Origin of the sequence: Paenibacillus sp. FSL R7-0313, assembly GCF_037969885.1 — a bacterium.
Taxonomy (GTDB): Bacteria; Bacillota; Bacilli; order Paenibacillales; family Paenibacillaceae; genus Paenibacillus.
Genome location: NZ_CP150219.1, coordinates 1,993,263 through 2,012,143, shown reverse-complemented (window position 1 = coordinate 2,012,143; position 18,881 = coordinate 1,993,263). Strand labels below are relative to the sequence as shown.

At 47.5% G+C, this 18,881-nt stretch carries 9 protein-coding genes, 1 tRNA gene and 3 rRNA genes; 1 reads left to right on the top strand and 12 read right to left on the bottom strand.

The window, feature by feature from the left end:
- Positions 1–6 precede the first annotated feature (6 nt).
- The 6 genes from NSQ38_RS08700 to NSQ38_RS08675 form a co-directional block, all read right to left on the bottom strand.
- Complete coding sequence (locus tag NSQ38_RS08700; protein ID WP_036607135.1) at positions 7–468, bottom strand: CtsR family transcriptional regulator; 462 nt, start codon at positions 466–468, stop codon at positions 7–9.
- 467 nt (positions 469–935) lie between these two features.
- Entirely contained in the window at positions 936–2,111 is a 1,176-nt protein-coding gene (locus NSQ38_RS08695; protein ID WP_339788659.1) for a GNAT family N-acetyltransferase, read from the bottom strand.
- Between the two features lie 179 nt (positions 2,112–2,290).
- Positions 2,291–2,407: ribosomal RNA gene (gene rrf, locus NSQ38_RS08690) — 5S ribosomal RNA — on the bottom strand.
- A gap of 75 nt (positions 2,408–2,482) precedes the next feature.
- Positions 2,483–5,410: ribosomal RNA gene (locus tag NSQ38_RS08685) — 23S ribosomal RNA — on the bottom strand.
- 210 nt (positions 5,411–5,620) lie between these two features.
- Positions 5,621–5,696, bottom strand: a tRNA-Ala gene (locus NSQ38_RS08680).
- A gap of 108 nt (positions 5,697–5,804) precedes the next feature.
- Positions 5,805–7,357, bottom strand: a 16S ribosomal RNA gene (locus NSQ38_RS08675).
- Together the 16S, 23S and 5S rRNA genes with 1 tRNA gene alongside form the textbook arrangement of a ribosomal RNA operon.
- 710 nt (positions 7,358–8,067) lie before the next feature.
- Here NSQ38_RS08675 and NSQ38_RS08670 point away from each other — a divergent pair.
- Positions 8,068–9,441, top strand: coding sequence for a molybdopterin-dependent oxidoreductase (locus NSQ38_RS08670; RefSeq protein ID WP_339310978.1), 1,374 nt, complete (start codon positions 8,068–8,070; stop codon positions 9,439–9,441).
- A gap of 129 nt (positions 9,442–9,570) precedes the next feature.
- Here NSQ38_RS08670 and ligA read toward each other — a convergent pair whose 3' ends face one another.
- The 6 genes from ligA to NSQ38_RS08640 all read right to left on the bottom strand — a co-directional run bounded on the left by ligA (position 9,571) and on the right by NSQ38_RS08640 (position 18,828).
- Positions 9,571–11,586 (bottom strand): NAD-dependent DNA ligase LigA, encoded by a 2,016-nt coding sequence (gene ligA, locus NSQ38_RS08665; protein WP_339788655.1) that lies wholly within the window; start codon positions 11,584–11,586, stop codon positions 9,571–9,573.
- A 281-nt stretch (positions 11,587–11,867) separates the two neighbouring features.
- On the bottom strand, positions 11,868–14,222 hold the full coding sequence (pcrA, locus tag NSQ38_RS08660; RefSeq protein ID WP_339788652.1) for a DNA helicase PcrA: 2,355 nt from the start codon (positions 14,220–14,222) through the stop codon (positions 11,868–11,870).
- A 402-nt stretch (positions 14,223–14,624) separates the two neighbouring features.
- Entirely contained in the window at positions 14,625–15,320 is a 696-nt protein-coding gene (locus NSQ38_RS08655) for a heptaprenylglyceryl phosphate synthase (protein WP_339788651.1), read from the bottom strand.
- 115 nt (positions 15,321–15,435) lie between these two features.
- A complete protein-coding gene (locus NSQ38_RS08650) occupies positions 15,436–16,311 on the bottom strand; it encodes a phosphatidylinositol-specific phospholipase C/glycerophosphodiester phosphodiesterase family protein (RefSeq protein WP_339788648.1) in 876 nt (291 codons plus the stop codon).
- A gap of 130 nt (positions 16,312–16,441) precedes the next feature.
- Positions 16,442–17,842, bottom strand: coding sequence for an undecaprenyl-phosphate glucose phosphotransferase (locus tag NSQ38_RS08645; protein WP_339788645.1), 1,401 nt, complete (start codon positions 17,840–17,842; stop codon positions 16,442–16,444).
- The gene (locus NSQ38_RS08640) at positions 17,839–18,828 is read right to left on the bottom strand and encodes a glycosyltransferase family 2 protein (protein WP_339788642.1); all 990 of its coding nucleotides are present in this window, start codon (positions 18,826–18,828) and stop codon (positions 17,839–17,841) included. Before NSQ38_RS08640 ends, NSQ38_RS08645 begins: the two co-directional genes overlap by 4 nt.
- Between the last annotated feature and the right edge of the window lie 53 nt (positions 18,829–18,881).

Here is an 18,881-nt window from a genome sequence, read left to right as displayed (position 1 = left end):
TAGTTTTCATTTACCGAGCAAAGATATTAACATCGCCTTCAACATTCTGGCACGAATTTGATCCCGGTAAGGAAGTTTGACTAATATAACCTCTCTAGATACAGCAGCTCGCATCAACCCGGCTTCCCGCTTGCTCAAGAAGCGTGCTTCTTCCAATTGATAGATCAAACCTTCGGCAGCTGTCTGCCCGATCTCTTCACCAATACTATGGTGCAAATGATTATGCAGAGCTGATTGGGCCGGTAATTCAATGCGCTGTATGCGAACATAACCACCACCGCCGCGTTTACTCTCTACCAGGTATCCCTTCTCGAGTGTAAAACGTGTGCTGATGACATAATTGATCTGGGAAGGTACACATGAGAATTGATCTGCCAGATCATTACGCTGAATTTCAACCATTCCTTCGGGACTTTCATGCAAAATACTCTTCAGATATCGTTCGATAATATCAGAGATATTACGCATCCAATCATCCTCCACTGTCTGAAACGTTAAGTCAATAAGGACCCACACGCCCCCACAGAGTACACCTTCTCTACCCATTTAACCAATCAGGAAAACAGCGAATCTTGCTTCCACAGGTATCAACAGGAGAGCGAAGGAAGCACGAAGGTCCTTTAATATTCCCTTGATCCTCCGATGAAATGAATCCCGTATATTAGCGCTCATCCATCAGATTGTAGAAAGAAAGTTACTTAAGTATTAAACCTTTAGTTGACTTTGACTTTCTTTGACTTTATAACCATTATAGCATATTTTGTGGTTTTGCCAAGTGGGGTCACTATTCATTTTTTACGATTTTACACGAAATATTCCCCAGACACAAAAAAACCTCTCCAAAATTGCTGGAGAAGTCCATTTGTCTTTCGATCACGCCGTATTTCTATATAAGCCAATCAAGTTAAATGAAGCATTGGGAATAATAATAGTCATCAGAAGAAATCGAGTAAATAGGTTTCCCGTTCAGGAATCGCTTGTTCCAAAGCCTTGATTGCTGCTTCTGGTCCGTGAATTCTTCCGATCCGTGCCATTTCCGTTGGTCTGCGATACCCCATCAGCACTGCGGTAAGGGACTGAATGTCTAACTTAATACTCTGATCATCAGTAATTGGTTCCGAAGTTTTCCATATGGACGCTGTTCCATTCATTGCTACGTTTAATTGCCATACCCCTTCATTCCACGGAGCGTGGGTATCCTCTACCTGTAGAACAATCTGCACCGGTGAGTCCTGGCTTGCAAATGGATACTGGGATATAAACTGCTCCACACTAACGATGCGTGCCATAAAATAAGGTACGATCTCCTGCTGAATCCGTGGGTTATCCAATTGGAAGGCAAGCGTATCACTGGCAGGCGCCTGTAAAGTAACTTCCTGGATCATGGAATCATGATTAGCAATGAAGGTCCACAGCCCTTGCCTAGCCTCTTCATTCAGATAGATGATCTCTTTAATGGTAAATTTATTTTCCTTAACTTCATATAAAAGATAACCTTGTGCTGCATCAGCTTCATCGTAATATACAGCCTTCTGGCTGGTCCCATTAACAAAAACTGAATTCTCCCACCTTGCATCATCCCGAACCAGAGTTCCGTTATAACGCTCAGCATAAGTACTGTATACTTCCTTTAATATGCTGAGGCCCGGATCCCCACGCCGAATTGTTCCAGGTGTCGCTTTTTTCATAGGCAAATGAGCTGTAGGTACTTTATAACGTTTAAATTCAACATAAGTCTCCCATCCATACTTCCGATAGAAACCAAAAGAGAATGGATGCAAGAACGATATACTCTGTTTGTTACGATTCATTTCTTCCAACGCATGCTTCAGCAGACCCGCTACCCAGCCTTTACGTCTATACTCTGGCCAGGTGGCTACACCCGCAATACCGCCCATTTCGAACGATCTGCCATGAATATAGGTTTGAAAAGGAATGATGTGAAGTTTGGCTCCTAGCTGCCCGTCCTCATATACACCCCATATATCCTGTGACGAAAATTGACTCCGCCGTTTTTCTTTTTGTTCCTCACTCATTACTACTTGAAAAGCATATTCGGAAAGTGCCATAGCCGGTTCAAAATCATCTACCGTCAATTTCTGAATTTCCATGTCGTCCTACACCCCATTCGCTAGAGTTATTATCAATCCAAATCATGGCCTGATATGTGATATATGTACCCCTTAGAGTGTGTCAGAGGATTCTTACAAAGTCAAATAAGAGATGCTTTCGCATCCCCTTAAATAAACAAATAAAAACCACCACCGAATAACATCGGCAGTGGTTCTTCGCTTGGCGGCGTCCTACTCTCCCAGGACCCTGCGGTCCAAGTACCATCGGCGCTAGAGGGCTTAACGGTCGTGTTCGGGATGGGTACGTGTGGAACCCCTCCGCCATCGCCACCAAACGCGTAGCTTACATTTCAGAGTGTTGTTCTCTGAAAACTAGATTCGAAACGAAACACGCGAATTATCACTTGCTATTGGATAAGCCCTCGACCGATTAGTACTGGTCAGCTCCATGCATTGCTGCACTTCCACCCCCAGCCTATCTACCTCGTCGTCTTCAAGGGGTCTTACATACTGGGAAATCTCATCTTGAGGGGGGCTTCACGCTTAGATGCTTTCAGCGTTTATCCCGTCCGTACATAGCTACCCAGCGGTGCTCCTGGCGGAACAACTGGTACACCAGCGGTACGTCCATCCCGGTCCTCTCGTACTAAGGACAGCTCCTCTCAAATTTCCTACGCCCACGACAGATAGGGACCGAACTGTCTCACGACGTTCTGAACCCAGCTCGCGTACCGCTTTAATGGGCGAACAGCCCAACCCTTGGGACCTACTTCAGCCCCAGGATGCGATGAGCCGACATCGAGGTGCCAAACCTCCCCGTCGATGTGGACTCTTGGGGGAGATAAGCCTGTTATCCCCAGGGTAGCTTTTATCCGTTGAGCGATGGCCCTTCCATGCGGTACCACCGGATCACTAAGCCCGACTTTCGTCCCTGCTCGACTTGTAGGTCTCGCAGTCAAGCTCCCTTATGCCTTTGCACTCTTCGAATGATTTCCAACCATTCTGAGGGAACCTTTGGGCGCCTCCGTTACTCTTTAGGAGGCGACCGCCCCAGTCAAACTGCCCACCTGACACTGTCCCCGCACCGGATTACGGTACCAGGTTAGAACCTAGATACGATCAGGGTGGTATCCCAACGTTGCCTCCACGCAAGCTGGCGCTCACGTTTCAAAGGCTCCCACCTATCCTGTACAGATCGTACCCAAATTCAATATCAAGCTGCAGTAAAGCTCCATGGGGTCTTTCCGTCTTGTCGCGGGTAACCTGCATCTTCACAGGTATTAAAATTTCACCGGATCTCTCGTTGAGACAGCGCCCAAGTCGTTACGCCATTCGTGCGGGTCAGAATTTACCTGACAAGGAATTTCGCTACCTTAGGACCGTTATAGTTACGGCCGCCGTTTACTGGGGCTTCGGTTCACAGCTTCGGGATTACTCCCTAACCACTCCCCTTAACCTTCCAGCACCGGGCAGGCGTCAGCCCGTATACTTCGCCTTACGGCTTCGCACAGACCTGTGTTTTTGCTAAACAGTCGCTTGGGCCTTTTCACTGCGGCCCCCTCGTGCTATTCACACTACCGGGGCACCCCTTCTCCCGAAGTTACGGGGTCATTTTGCCGAGTTCCTTAACGAGAGTTCTTCCGCGCGCCTTAGAATACTCTTCTCGCCTACCTGTGTCGGTTTGCGGTACGGGCACCTTCACCTGGCTAGAGGCTTTTCTTGGCAGTGTGAGATCATGACCTTCGCTACTATAATTTTCGCTCCCCATCACAGCTCAGCCTTACAATGTGCGGATTTGCCTACACATCAGCCTCACTGCTTAGACGGACATCCATCAGTCCGCGTCACTACCCTACTGCGTCCCCCCATTGCTCATAACGGCTTACGGTGGTACAGGAATTTCGACCTGTTGTCCTTCGACTACGCCTTTCGGCCTCGCCTTAGGTCCCGACTTACCCTGAGCGGACGAGCCTTCCTCAGGAACCCTTAGGCTTTCGGCGGATCAGATTCTCACTGATCTTTTCGTTACTCATACCGGCATTCTCACTTGTATAATGTCCAGCGCTCCTTACGGTACACCTTCAACCCTTATACAACGCTCCCCTACCCCTGATGCAAAGCATCAAGCCATAGCTTCGGTGGTGTGTTTAGCCCCGTTACATTTTCGGCGCAGAGTCACTCGACCAGTGAGCTATTACGCACTCTTTCAATGGTGGCTGCTTCTAAGCCAACATCCTGGTTGTCTGTGCAACTCCACATCCTTTCCCACTTAACACACACTTGGGGACCTTAGCTGATGGTCTGGGCTGTTTCCCTTTTGACAATGGATCTTAGCACTCACTGTCTGACTCCCGGAAGTAAGTCTATGGCATTCGGAGTTTGACTGAGCTTGGTAACCCTTGCGGGCCCCGCACCCAATCAGTGCTCTACCTCCACGACTCTGTTTTCCGAGGCTAGCCCTAAAGCTATTTCGGGGAGAACCAGCTATCTCCGAGTTCGATTGGAATTTCTCCGCTACCCCCACCTCATCCCCGCATTTTTCAACATGCGTGGGTTCGGGCCTCCAGTGCGTGTTACCGCACCTTCACCCTGGACAGGGGTAGATCACCCGGTTTCGGGTCTACGTCCACGTACTCAGTCGCCCTATTCAGACTCGCTTTCGCTGCGGCTCCGGCTCTTCACCTTAACCTTGCACGGGAACGTAACTCGCCGGTTCATTCTACAAAAGGCACGCCATCACCCCTAAAACGGGCTCTGACTTTTTGTAAGCACACGGTTTCAGGTTCTATTTCACTCCCCTTCCGGGGTGCTTTTCACCTTTCCCTCACGGTACTGCTTCACTATCGGTCGCTAGGAAGTATTTAGCCTTGGCAGATGGTCCTGCCGGATTCATACGGGGTTTCACGTGCCCCGCACTACTCGGGATCCGTCTCGGAGGGAACAGACTTTCAACTACAGGGCTTTTACCTTCTTTGGCGGGCCTTTCCAGACCTCTTCGCTTAACCGGTTCCTTTGTAACTCCATGTGAGACGTCCCACAACCCCAAAGAGCAAGCTCTCTGGTTTGGGCTTCTCCGCGTTCGCTCGCCGCTACTGACGGAATCACTATTGTTTTCTCTTCCTCAGGGTACTTAGATGTTTCAGTTCCCCTGGTATGCCTCACACTAACCTATGTATTCAGTTAGGTGTAACTGGAAATTACCCCAGCTGGGTTTCCCCATTCGGACACCCCCGGATCAAAGCTTGCTTACAGCTCCCCGAGGCAGTTTCGTTGTTCGCCACGTCCTTCATCGGCTCCTAGCGCCTAGGCATCCTCCGTGTGCTCTTAGTAGCTTAACCATTTTGTTCCGGTTTTGACTGCTCGCTCCCCTTGTTTTGCTAGCGCAAAGCCAAAAGTCGCTCCCATCCAATACCATCACAAAAGCAATTTAACTACCTTTATACACTTCACTTGTTTACACAAGTTCAGCTTAAAGGATTGTTCTAATTCGCGTTTGTTTCGTTTCGATATCTAGTTTTCAAAGAACAAGCCAAATAGATGAAATTGTTTGGTGGAGCCAAGCGGGATCGAACCGCTGACCTCCTGCTTGCAAGGCAGGCGCTCTCCCAGCTGAGCTATGGCCCCTCAAATTCCATCAAAACTGAACAAATGGATAAGTAACTGTGTTGCTGTTGCAGGTTCTAAGAACCTGCTTATTTGAATGTTTCCGTTGCAGGAAACGATTCTCCATAGAAAGGAGGTGATCCAGCCGCACCTTCCGATACGGCTACCTTGTTACGACTTCACCCCAATCATCTATCCCACCTTCGGCGGCTGGCTCCTTGCGGTTACCCCACCGACTTCGGGTGTTATAAACTCTCGTGGTGTGACGGGCGGTGTGTACAAGACCCGGGAACGTATTCACCGCGGCATGCTGATCCGCGATTACTAGCAATTCCGACTTCATGCAGGCGAGTTGCAGCCTGCAATCCGAACTGAGACCGGCTTTGTTGGGATTGGCTCCATCTCGCGATTTCGCAGCCCGTTGTACCGGCCATTGTAGTACGTGTGTAGCCCAGGTCATAAGGGGCATGATGATTTGACGTCATCCCCACCTTCCTCCGGTTTGTCACCGGCAGTCTATCTAGAGTGCCCACCCGAAGTGCTGGCAACTAAATATAAGGGTTGCGCTCGTTGCGGGACTTAACCCAACATCTCACGACACGAGCTGACGACAACCATGCACCACCTGTCTCCTCTGTCCCGAAGGAAAGATACATCTCTGTACCGATCAGAGGGATGTCAAGACCTGGTAAGGTTCTTCGCGTTGCTTCGAATTAAACCACATACTCCACTGCTTGTGCGGGTCCCCGTCAATTCCTTTGAGTTTCAGTCTTGCGACCGTACTCCCCAGGCGGAGTGCTTAATGTGTTAACTTCGGCACCAAGGGTATCGAAACCCCTAACACCTAGCACTCATCGTTTACGGCGTGGACTACCAGGGTATCTAATCCTGTTTGCTCCCCACGCTTTCGCGCCTCAGCGTCAGTTACAGCCCAGAGAGTCGCCTTCGCCACTGGTGTTCCTCCACATATCTACGCATTTCACCGCTACACGTGGAATTCCACTCTCCTCTTCTGCACTCAAGTCACCCAGTTTCCAGTGCGATCCGGGGTTGAGCCCCGGGATTAAACACCAGACTTAAATGACCGCCTGCGCGCGCTTTACGCCCAATAATTCCGGACAACGCTTGCCCCCTACGTATTACCGCGGCTGCTGGCACGTAGTTAGCCGGGGCTTTCTTCTCAGGTACCGTCACCTTGAGAGCAGTTACTCTCCCAAGCGTTCTTCCCTGGCAACAGAGCTTTACGATCCGAAAACCTTCATCACTCACGCGGCATTGCTCCGTCAGGCTTTCGCCCATTGCGGAAGATTCCCTACTGCTGCCTCCCGTAGGAGTCTGGGCCGTGTCTCAGTCCCAGTGTGGCCGATCACCCTCTCAGGTCGGCTACGCATCGTCGCCTTGGTGAGCCGTTACCCCACCAACTAGCTAATGCGCCGCAGGCCCATCCCCAAGTGACAGATTACTCCGTCTTTCCAGTTTCCTTCAGGCGAAGAAAACAATTATTCGGTATTAGCTACCGTTTCCGGTAGTTGTCCCAAACTTGAGGGCAGGTTGCCTACGTGTTACTCACCCGTCCGCCGCTAACCATCAGAGAAGCAAGCTTCTCTTCAAGTCCGCTCGACTTGCATGTATTAGGCATGCCGCCAGCGTTCGTCCTGAGCCAGGATCAAACTCTCCAATAAAGTATTGAAAAGAGCGATAAGCTCATTTTGAATCTGACGATTCATTGTGAATCAAAAGTTACTATCCATTTGTTCAGTTTTCAAGGAACTTGTATGTCCGTTTATGTTGATGTTTGTCAACCGGACAGGAATCTTATCATATCATGTTAACTAACTTACTGTCAACACTTTGTTTTCGTCACCTTTCAAATGATTATGACAATCATTCGTTTGAAGCGACAAGAAATAATATATCATGTAGCGATTTATTTAGCAAGCATTTTTAATCAACCTTTTGATATCATGATATCTTCATCTTCGGAGTCTTGTCTCCAACCTGTATTCGACAGATTAGCACATGATCTGAACAAGTGAAAGGCTACCCTTAAAGTGCATTACATATAAAAGAAATAAATCATTTCTATAATACTGCCTTCTATAACCACAAGTAATAATGTCTAGATGAGTTTTAGTTAGAGCACCGATCGGGATAACGATCCTTGCCCTTCTGTTGGTTTGAAGAAAGTGATCCAAAAACTCTATAATAAGGTATATAGATATAGGGATAAGGTTAAGCAGTCAAGTATACTACTTTCATAAGTAGCCTATGCACAATCGTATAACTATCTCGCATAGCACCTTTACACAGATCACGTACTCCATTCACAGCTAGCTATTACATATCAAAGTTCTGAATAAACTCATTACTAACCTATATGGGGTGATCGCAATTGAAACAATGGTTGAAGAACATGCGCAAAGGTTACGGCAAAAAGTTGGTTTCCATCCATGCTTGGAATGCCTGGATTGTTGTGATCCTTGCTATATCAGGTCTTATGCTGGTAGGCGGCTTTTGGCGAGAGATACTCGGAATTGGGCGTGTATGGTTAAAGTGGCTACATATCATCGTTGGGCTAGCTATGCTGGCACCCGTGGTATATTACTTGATTTTAGCCGGAAAGCACTGGAAGCAGCTTCGTAATAGACCTTGGCAAAGGGTGAACACCATCTTTGTTCTTGCGCTGCTAGTAGGCTGGCTACTCTCGGGTATTGTATTATGGCAGTTCAAGCTGGCTGGACCTCGATGGTCGAATGCTGCACTTCTGATCCATGACCTGCTGACTTGGGTGGGCTTACCTTATATTATCTATCACTCCATCACTCGGACCAAATGGTTAAAGGACCCTGCACGTCGTGCGGTTAAAACTACTACAACTTCAACAAAAACTCAAAATACAGCTGATCCATCTGATTCAATATCGGATGAAAAAGAAACTCCGGCTGCTATATCTTCCTCACAGTTTGATCGCAGTTCCGAGAGAGATCCCCTCAAATCTGAGGAGCGACCTCAACCGTTGTATACACGACGAGCTTTCATCCGTTCTGCTGTGGGGGTTGGTCTCGCCGTGACTCTTGGACCTACTTTTATATCCTGGGTAGGACGAAATCTCAAGATCGATAATAGTATTGATAGCATGCTGGAGAACGATCCTAACCGTATGGTTCCTCTGCCACAACCGCTGTCTGCCTCTTCACCTCCCATTGGAGGCGGAGCTGAAGGTCATTTCCGCGTATATACGGTTACGCCCATACCGTCCTTCTCCAATGCTAACTGGTCTTTTCGAATTGATGGGTTGGTTGAACGGGCACAGGTATGGAACTGGGAACAATTCGTGAAGCTCGCTCGTACCGTACAGGTTAGTGATTTCCACTGTGTAACGGGCTGGTCTGTATATAAGAATACCTGGGAAGGCATTTCTCTTGCACAGCTTTTGAAACAAGCCGGGGTCAAACCGGAAGCTCACAGTGTGAAGTTTTATTCCGGTGATGGTGTGTATACAGATGCGATTACGATGGATCAAGCACAAATGGAAGATATTATGGTCGCTGTCATGCATGATGGCAAACCTATCCCGGCTGATCTTGGCGGTCCGGTACGACTCGTCATTCCTCAGATGTATGCCTATAAATCGGTAAAATGGTTAAATCGCATTGAACTCATCGACAGCGAACATATTGGTTACTGGGAAGAGCGAGGATATGATAAGGATGCATGGCTTACAGGCGCATCTCAGCGCATTCCTAACAATTTAAGTGGATCATGATCAGATAAGATCGGTGAGCGTTCATTCTTTGTAAAAATAATTTAGATAAATAGCAAAAGCCCCCGATCACATATTCGTGTCTTCGGGGGCTTTATTATATGAGCTCTTCTGTTAATTCATCCTTTAACCCTAGGGATTCAAAAGACGTACAAGTTCGTCCTCATCCTCAATCGTTGGAATACCGAGATCATGGGCTTTGGTTAGTTTACTACCTGCCTTCTCTCCGGCAATAACCAGATCTGTCTTTTTCGACACACTGCCAGTCACCTTCGCTCCGAGCGCTTCCAGTCTTTGCGTCGCCTCTTCCCGCGTCAATTGGTGCAGCGTTCCGGTCAAGACGACCGTTTTACCACTGAAAAAGGAATCTTCCACAACAGCAACGGCTGGCGCCTCAGGTGCCTGAGCTTTCACACCCAAGTTGAGCATTTTCTCAATTGCCGCCTGTGTAAACGGATCTGCAAAGAAAGTTACGATACTCTCTGCCACAATACCGCCGACGTCAGGTAGTTCAACCAATTCTTCTACGGTTGCATTCATAATGGCGTGCAGATCTCGGTAATGATCAGCCAGCATGCGCGTTGTCGATTTACCTGTGTTCGGAATACCCAGTGAGTATAAGAAGGAAGCCAAGTCTCTATCTTTACTAAGCTCAAGCGCAGCGAGAAGGTTGTTCGCTTTCTTTTCCCCAAACCGCTCCAGCTTCACCAGATCATCAAACTGTAACGTATACAGGTCAGCAGGCTCACGTACGTTCAATTCATCATACAGCTGAATCGCTGTTTTCTCACTGAACGTCTCGATGTCCATTGCATCACGGGAAGCAAAATGGGAAATACGTGCCACCGTTTGCGGTTTACACGCAAGTCTATTGTTACAGAACAGATGCGCTCCGCGTTGCTCCAGTGGGAATCCACATGCAGGACACTGCTCAGGGAAGACGATCTCCTCACCATCACTCTCCTCCGTCACTTTGCCCAGAATTTCAGGAATGACGTCGTTGGAGCGACGAATAAAGACCCGTGTGCCCAGAGCGAACTTCAGATTTTTGCGCTCAATATCGCCGACATTGTTCAGCGTACAGTTCTGTACCGTTACTCCGGCAAGTTCAACCGGTTCTACGCGAGCCAGCGGAGTTACTTTGCCAGTACGGCCCACATTCCATACTACAGCATTAAGAACCGTCGTGGTCTCTTCTGCCTCGAATTTATAGGCCACAGCCCAGCGAGGGAATTTATCGGTATAACCCAACACCTCGCGGGTGCGCATGTCCGTAATTTTGATAACAGCTCCATCGATCAGATAGTCCAGTTGACCCCGGTTCTCCTGAATCGCAGCCAATTGTTCCATCACATCATCAAACTCATGGAAATAAGTAATCGATGGGTTAACTTTGAAGCGATTCTCACGCAGGAAGTCCATCATCTGCTGATGATTGGTAAACTGAATGTCATCCGAATAACCTACGTTATAAAAATAAGCGTTCAGCCGACGCTCAGCCGTCGCCTTTGGATTCAGGTTACGCAGTGCTCCCGCTGCTGCATTCCGTGCATTCTTGAGCGGTTCTGCCGCGGTCTCATTATATCGATCCAGGACAGACAAGTTCATGATACCTTCACCCTGTACTTCAATCGTGCCGCTTGTGTAAGGAATTTTGAGCGGGACCGATCTGATCGTTCTCACCTGAGCCAAAATGCCTTCGCCTACGGTACCGTTCCCTCGCGTAGAGGCTTGCACCAACTCACCGTTGGTGTATGTCAGGTTCAGCGTCAATCCGTCAAACTTCAACTCAATGACATAACCTGGTTCCGGTAAAGGCGTATCGGGATTTTTGCTGTTATAGTCATTAATCAGTTTCAGTACACGGGTATTCCAGCTACGCAGCTGCTCAATATTCTGTGCTTTGTCCAGACTCCATAAGGAGGATAAGTGGCGATGCGGGGTAAACCCCTTGAGCAGTTCGCCACCCACACGCTGTGTTGGAGAATCAGGCAGAACCATGCCGCTTTCCTGTTCCAGCGTAACCAGTTCATCGTACAGAAGATCATACTCCTTATCGCTGATCTGTGGCTGATCCATCGTGTAGTACTGATAATTATGCTGGTTCAGCTCGGTAACGAGTTGCTCCATCCGGTGCATCGGGTCCATACAGGGCCATCCCTCCGTTAATTTGATCTATGTAGAACGAACACTCCTATTGCACTGAACTGCGATAACAGAAAAACGTTCCATCGTTGATATCACTACATAATTTCAATGAATGAATATCCACACTGACACTCCGATAACAGAATAACTTTCCGATCGCTGTTATCCCCGGATTTCTTTTAATCCATTTTAAAAGGTGGAATCCGGGGATAAAGGCGAACGCTATGCTTCTTCAAGTTATTTCTGCTCTCTCCGTTATCGTGCAAAAGGAAGTTGCGTTCTTATTCTACTTTTGTAATTGGGGCAAAACCGGCAAGCAAACGTTTCACACCAACCGGAGCCGGGAATGCAATCTGCAACTCAGTATCATTACCTGTACCTTTGACCGCAACAATCGTGCCTGTCCCCCATTTACCATGCTGTACTTTATCTCCTGCCTTGAACCCTGCTTCACCATTAGAAGCTGCCGGCTTGGAAGCAGATGATGGCGTAGAATACGTTGGTCGGGAGACACTTGTAGTCACACGCGAAGTTGGCGTGGATGAGGTAGCAGATGAACCGCTCTTGCTTTGGTGATCAAAGAGCTTGGTGCCACCACCAAAGTTACTTCCTCCACTGGAACCTAACCCACGTCCACCATATGAGCCGCCTCCGCTACTGCCACGACGGTAACGATCACGAGCCATGGAGGTGTCTTCCTTCAACTCATCCGGAATCTCATCCAGGAAGCGGGAAGGGGGATTCGCTGTGGTACGTCCAAACAAGGTACGCATCTGGGCACACGACAAGAAGAGTTGCTCTTCTGCACGAGTAATCCCCACATAAGCAAGTCGGCGTTCCTCCTCCAGCTCTTCATTGTCCATAAAGGCCCGGCTATGCGGGAAGACCCCTTCCTCCATACCCACGATAAAGACAACCGGGAACTCCAGACCTTTGGCGCTGTGCATGGTCATCAGGGTAACCGCGTCGCTCTGATCCTCTTCATCATCGTTCATGCTGTCTATGTCAGCAATCAATGCAAGATCGGTGAGGAACGAAACAAGCGTTTTGTCTTCATTATTTTTCTCAAATTCCATCGTTACCGACAGGAACTCTTCAATGTTCTCCAGCCGTGCACGAGATTCGAGTGTATTTTCATTTTGCATCTCAAGACGATATTGGCTCATCTCAAGGATCTTCTCGGTCAGTTCAGTGACAGACAGATACTCTACCATCTGATGCAGCGCAGCGATCATGTCATAGAACTCCACGAGCGCATTACGCGTACGTCCAGCAAAACCAAGATCATCCACGACCTGCAGTACTCGGAAAATGGAAATTCCACGCTCTCCTGCCGCAGCCGCAAGCTTCGCTACCGTTGTATCACCAATGCTACGCTTCGGTACATTAATGATCCGGGTGAGACTGATATCATCGTCGGGGTTGGATAACAGGCGCAGATACGCCAGAATGTCCTTGATCTCTTTACGATCGTAGAACTTGATGCCGCCGACAATCTGATACGGAATATCAGACTTGATCAGAATTTCCTCTATAACCCGGGACTGGGCGTTGGTACGATACAAAATCGCATGGTTCTGATAGGATTTGCCGTTCTTCACATTTTTACTAATCTCGGAGGTAACAAAATACCCCTCATCATGTTCGGAATCCGCACGGTATACCTTGATCTTCGAACCACCCTCTTTGTCCGTCCACAGTTTCTTCGGTTTACGCCCTGTATTAAGGCCGATCACTTCATTCGCTGCATTCAGGATATTGGAAGTTGAACGATAGTTCTGCTCCAGCAAAATCGTGTTTGCTTCAGGGTAATCTTTCTCAAAGTTCAGGATATTGCTGATATCCGCCCCGCGCCAGCGATAGATCGATTGGTCACTATCCCCTACAACGCAGATGCGGTGGTGGCTGTCAGCGAGCATGCGGCACAGCATGTACTGTGCACGGTTCGTATCCTGATACTCGTCCACGTGAATGTACTGGAATTTCTTTTGGTAAAAGTCGAGGACTTCCGGTACTTCCTTGAACAGTTGAATGGTCTGCATAATGAGATCATCGAAATCAAGTGAGTTGTTGGCTCTTAACCGTTTCTGATACATCTTATATATCTTCGCTACAATACCCTCGAAATAATCTCCTGCCTGCTTCTCATATTGCTCCGGACTAATCAGTTCATTCTTGGCCGTGCTCATCATCGATTGAACTGCTTTTGGCTCGAATTTCTTGGTATCGATATTTTGGTCTTTCATACAGCTACGAATTACAGATAATTGGTCCGATGAGTCCAAAATACTGAAGTTGGAGGTAAAGCCAATACGTTCAATATCCCGGCGCAAAATTCGCACACACATGGAGTGGAATGTGGATACCCAAATGTCGCGGCCCTGGGAGCCACCAACCAGTTGGGATACGCGGTCTTGCATCTCACGGGCGGCTTTGTTCGTAAATGTAATCGCTAAAATGCCCCACGGGGGCGCTTTCCGTGTTGCAATGAGGTAGGCAATCCGGTGTGTCAGCACCCGGGTTTTGCCGGAGCCCGCTCCCGCCATAATCAGCAGTGGGCCATCCGTCGCCTCGACGGCTTGCCGTTGGGGGGTGTTAAGCCGTGCAACGGCATCATGTATATTTACAGGTTGCATGCATGCATGCTCCTTTCGTTGGTTGGTTGGTCGGTCGGTATAAGTGAGCTATCGGTTACACTTGGACTTCGACTGCAGCAGCATCTTCCGATCGTCGTTATCCCCAGATTTTTCAATTCCCTTTATTAAAGGGAAAATCCGGTGATAAATACGAACACTTCGTTTCTTCAGATTGCTTCTGCACTCTCCGTTTCCGTGTAAACATAATCCTGTATACGAATTATTGGTAAGAGGTTAAAAACCGGAAATAAAGGCGAATGCTTCGCTTCTCCAGCTTATTTCTGTCCTCTACGTTCTCGTGTAAACGACATTACGCTCATATAACTTCTTAAAATTAGTAAGGGCAAAGTTCTATTTTAACAGATCATAAGGGGAAAATGGGGGAATGGTAAACTAAACCGATTAAATGGTACCTTTTACAGCCAACACCGTCTCAAGTGCCTTATTCAAATCGCTGTACACAATGTTGCCTACCACGATGGTATCTGCCACCTGGGCAGCTTGCGTGGCTTTCTCCGGATCATCAATTCCGCCGCCGTAGATAAGGTGTGCCCGCTCCATTTGTCTGTGTGTCTCACCAACAAGCTCCATATCTCCGAACGTTCCACTGTACTCCATGTATACGATTGGAAGATTGAGCAGACGCTCCGCAGCCTGGGCATATGCCACCGCAGCTCCTGTCGTCAGATACGTATCTGCACCAGTCAACCGCGCTACCGTGGAGTTTGCATTAAGCACAATATAACCCTCGGCAATCAGCAGATCCCAAGGGATAAGATAACCGTAACGCTCTATAGCTTGCTGGTGGTGCCCAATCATCCATTTGCTGTCCGTTGCATTCAGGACCATTGGGATCAGATATCCGTCAAACCCGGGGACAACCGCCTCCAGATCGGATACTTCAAGCACACATGGCAACTCATAACGACGCACACGGGACATCAAATCTACCGTATTATCATAAGTAATTCCCGAAGAGCCACCGACGATAATTGCATCGGTCCCCGACATGCAGACCAGATCGAGTTCTTCGTCCGTAATCTCCCTGTCCGGGTCAAGCTTAAATACATGTCTCCACTGCTTAATCATGTCTATCAACGAACATTCCTCCAGAGGTTCTTCTGCATCCTAGAAAGCTTGTAAACTAAGTCTAAGTCAGCAGACAGTGAGTGTCAATGTTCGTATAAAAAGGGGAACAGAAAAATATGAATTTTTACGGTTTCCAGGCAAAACGTGTATTCATATCATCCAGTTCCTGCTCCGTCAGCACGTCCGAGTACACCCCGTACACGCCCCATTTCTCATAGTTAGCCACCTGTTCAGTGTCATTGATAGTATGCACGTAGGTGACTGAGCCTGCACTATTCAGCTTAGCGACAAAATTCTGGTTTACTTTATATTCCGGCATAGTCACGGCATCAATATCATTTTTTTGTACAAAATCAACAACCTGAGCTTCTGTATCCTGTGTGGCATATAACGTATAGATAATGGAAGGGAATGCATAGACTTCTTTCACCGTTTCAAGCATCGGTTCGTTATAGATCTGTACAACCACCCGATCCAGCACGGAGGGATCATGTTCTTTGGCTGCATCCACGAGGGATCTTAACACCTGCTGTATATCCTCATCCTTCTGTTCCTTGGTGTCGGTTACGATATACATATCCGGGTACTGAGCCAGTACATCTATAATGCCATCGGCATCCATGGGTTGGTACATGCCCAAGATTGGCGTATCCATGAATTCATCATGTGTCAACGCCCCGGCCTGTTTTTCCTCGGGAAGCTCTTGGTCCTGTCCTAGCATTTTACTCATATTAGCGGTCCACTCATGTCTGGCTACGGCTTTGCGATCCGAGGTCAGCATAAAGTCGATCTCAAAAACACGTGTGCCTTTCTCGTAATTGGCAATCATCGCTTCATAGGCGTTGGTATATGGTTGATCACGAATACTGCCCATGGCGTGGGCGATTAATCTATAAGCGGTAAATCCGTCCCGTTGTTCCTCACTCTCGCTTTCATAGGCGAAAAAGAGTGTGCCCACGGTAACGATCAGTAGTATTAACACGGCGGCAATGCGTTTCATATCTCATTCACATCCTCAGTACCTTTTTGTTAGCTAACTACCCGAATTGAGGGGGTACAAAACAAAATAGCCGCCCGAGGCGGCTGTTAAATGGTGGGATGAAATTCTATACCTATATCGTGTTCCATTATTAATAAGCATTTTTGAGGCCTTTGCGAATAGTCTCCCATATGATTTTGATATCGAATAATAAAGACCAGTTTTCAATGTAAAAGATATCTTGTTCAATTCGATCCTCAATCGAGGTATCTCCTCGTAATCCTTTGCTCTGTGCTAATCCTGTTATTCCCGGGCGGACGTGGTGTTTGATCATATATTTCGGGATTTCATCCCGGAATTGATTCACGTAGTATGGACGTTCTGGCCGAGGACCAACAACACTCATATGACCCAGCAGCACATTAAAAAATTGCGGTAATTCATCTAGGCTGGTGCGTCTAATAAATGTACCAAATGGCGTACGTCGCGGATCATTCTTGGTGGACCACCCTGTGTCCATTGTGCTCTCAGGAATGACTTTCATCGAGCGGAATTTGAACATCATGAAGTTGCGTCGGTTAAGTCCAACTCGCTCTTGTTTGAAGATGACTGGTCCTGCAGAAGTCAACCGTACTCCTACCGCGACAACGAGCATTACCGGAGAAGTTAACAGAATCGCCACTAGCGAGAACACTATGTCAAAGGTTCGCTTCATCAATCGGTTCACCGCAATATCCAGCGGAATATCACGGACATTAATCATGGGCATACCCGCAAAGTTGTCGAAATGAGGCCGTGCTGGCAAGTAATCAAAGAAATCAGGAATGATTAGTGTCCGGACACCAGCTTTCTCACACACATTGATAATATGCGAATACTTATCATGAGCATCCAGAGGTAATGCCAGAATGACTTCATCAACAAGATGCGTAGACAAGAATTCTTCCAGTTCATCAATTCGTCCAAGGATAGGTTTGTACCTTTTCTGTTCACTCTGATCCCAGTGACGATAATCATCCAGGAATCCAGTCACTTCATATCCAAGTTCAGGATAATTTTTAAGGTTGTCATAGAAACGTTTACCTAGTGATCCAGCACCAAGGATGAGCACAAACTGACGGTTGAAGCCTTTTTTACGCAAGCGTTTCAGCTGCACTTTCACTATATAGCGATAAAACAGTGTGAATGATACATTGCCAATCATATACATGGCGAGATATGCACGTGAGATGTTTACTTCCTTGAAAAAGAACATCAGGCTCAGCAACATGAAGAAGGCTATGCCATGAGACTGAACGATTTTCCAAAGTTCGTCTACAAATCGTTTTTTTCGCTTGGCTATATACAGAGAGGACATCAGTCCTGTGATGATGGCAAGAACTGCGTAAACCAAGCTCCACATCATATATTTCTCTATAGGTAGTGGATTTTGGTTCGTTAACAGGTCACTCTCAAATTTCAGCCACCAGGCCAACAAAAATGAAAGCTGGATTACGCCAAAATCAGCCGCAATATACAATTGGGTTAGAAATCGTTGATTACGCCGAATCATGGGTTCACCTCGGAAGATGCTTCATTCTCCGCTCTCATGCGGGTTGCAGTCTGCCCTTGTCGAGAAGGAAGGGACAATTTGCTGCGCAGCAGGGACAAAGTAAATTTGAGCGAGATGCCCACCCACACAGCTGTATTCGTGAGTAGATTGTACTTCTTCGCGTAGTGTTTGCGGTGGAACACCCACATCGCTCTATGAAACTCATACGTAATTTTCAAAGGTTTACGACGAGCACTGCCGCCCTTATAGTGCACAATATATGTACGCGGATAATAAAAAATGCCCCATCCCGCCTCTTTGATGCGATAACACCAGTCAATATCTTCTCCATACATAAAGAATGTTTCATCCAATCCGCCAACCTGTTCAATCGTCTCTCGCCGCACTAGCATGAACGCACCGACAAGACAGTCAACTGGATATTCATCATCCGGGCTAAGATGCCCCAGTTGATATTGATTAAACTTCGGCCGATCAGGGAAAAGACGAGAAATACCGAATGCATAATAGAATGATGCCGATGGCGTAGGAAATCCACGCTTGCATGCTTTGTCCAAGGAGCCATCAGGAAGAATCACCTTACAGCCAGATGCGCCCATCTCAGGATGGCGATCCATGAAATAGATCATGGTGTGGAGTGTATCAGGCTGGACAACCGTGTCAGAATTGAGGAGGAGGATATAGCGTCCTTTGGCTACTTCCAATCCTTGATTATTGGCTACGGCGAAACCTGTGTTGTTCTGATTAGCGATGAGTTGGACGTCCGGGTACAGCTCACGAATCGCTTCCACCGAGCTATCATGAGACGCATTGTCTATGACAATGACTTCGTAATGGTAAGAGGTTTGGGATGCATACACTGATGCCAGACAGTCCAATGTTAGCTGGCGTGTTTTATAGTTGACGATGATGATGCTGACGTCAAGAAGGTACGTATTATTCATTTTCGATGCCTCCAGCAAAGGAGTATCTGTTGTTTGAAGCATTTTAAAAACTCCTGACTTTTTCTCTATGTTAACTACTGAAAGTATAGCATATC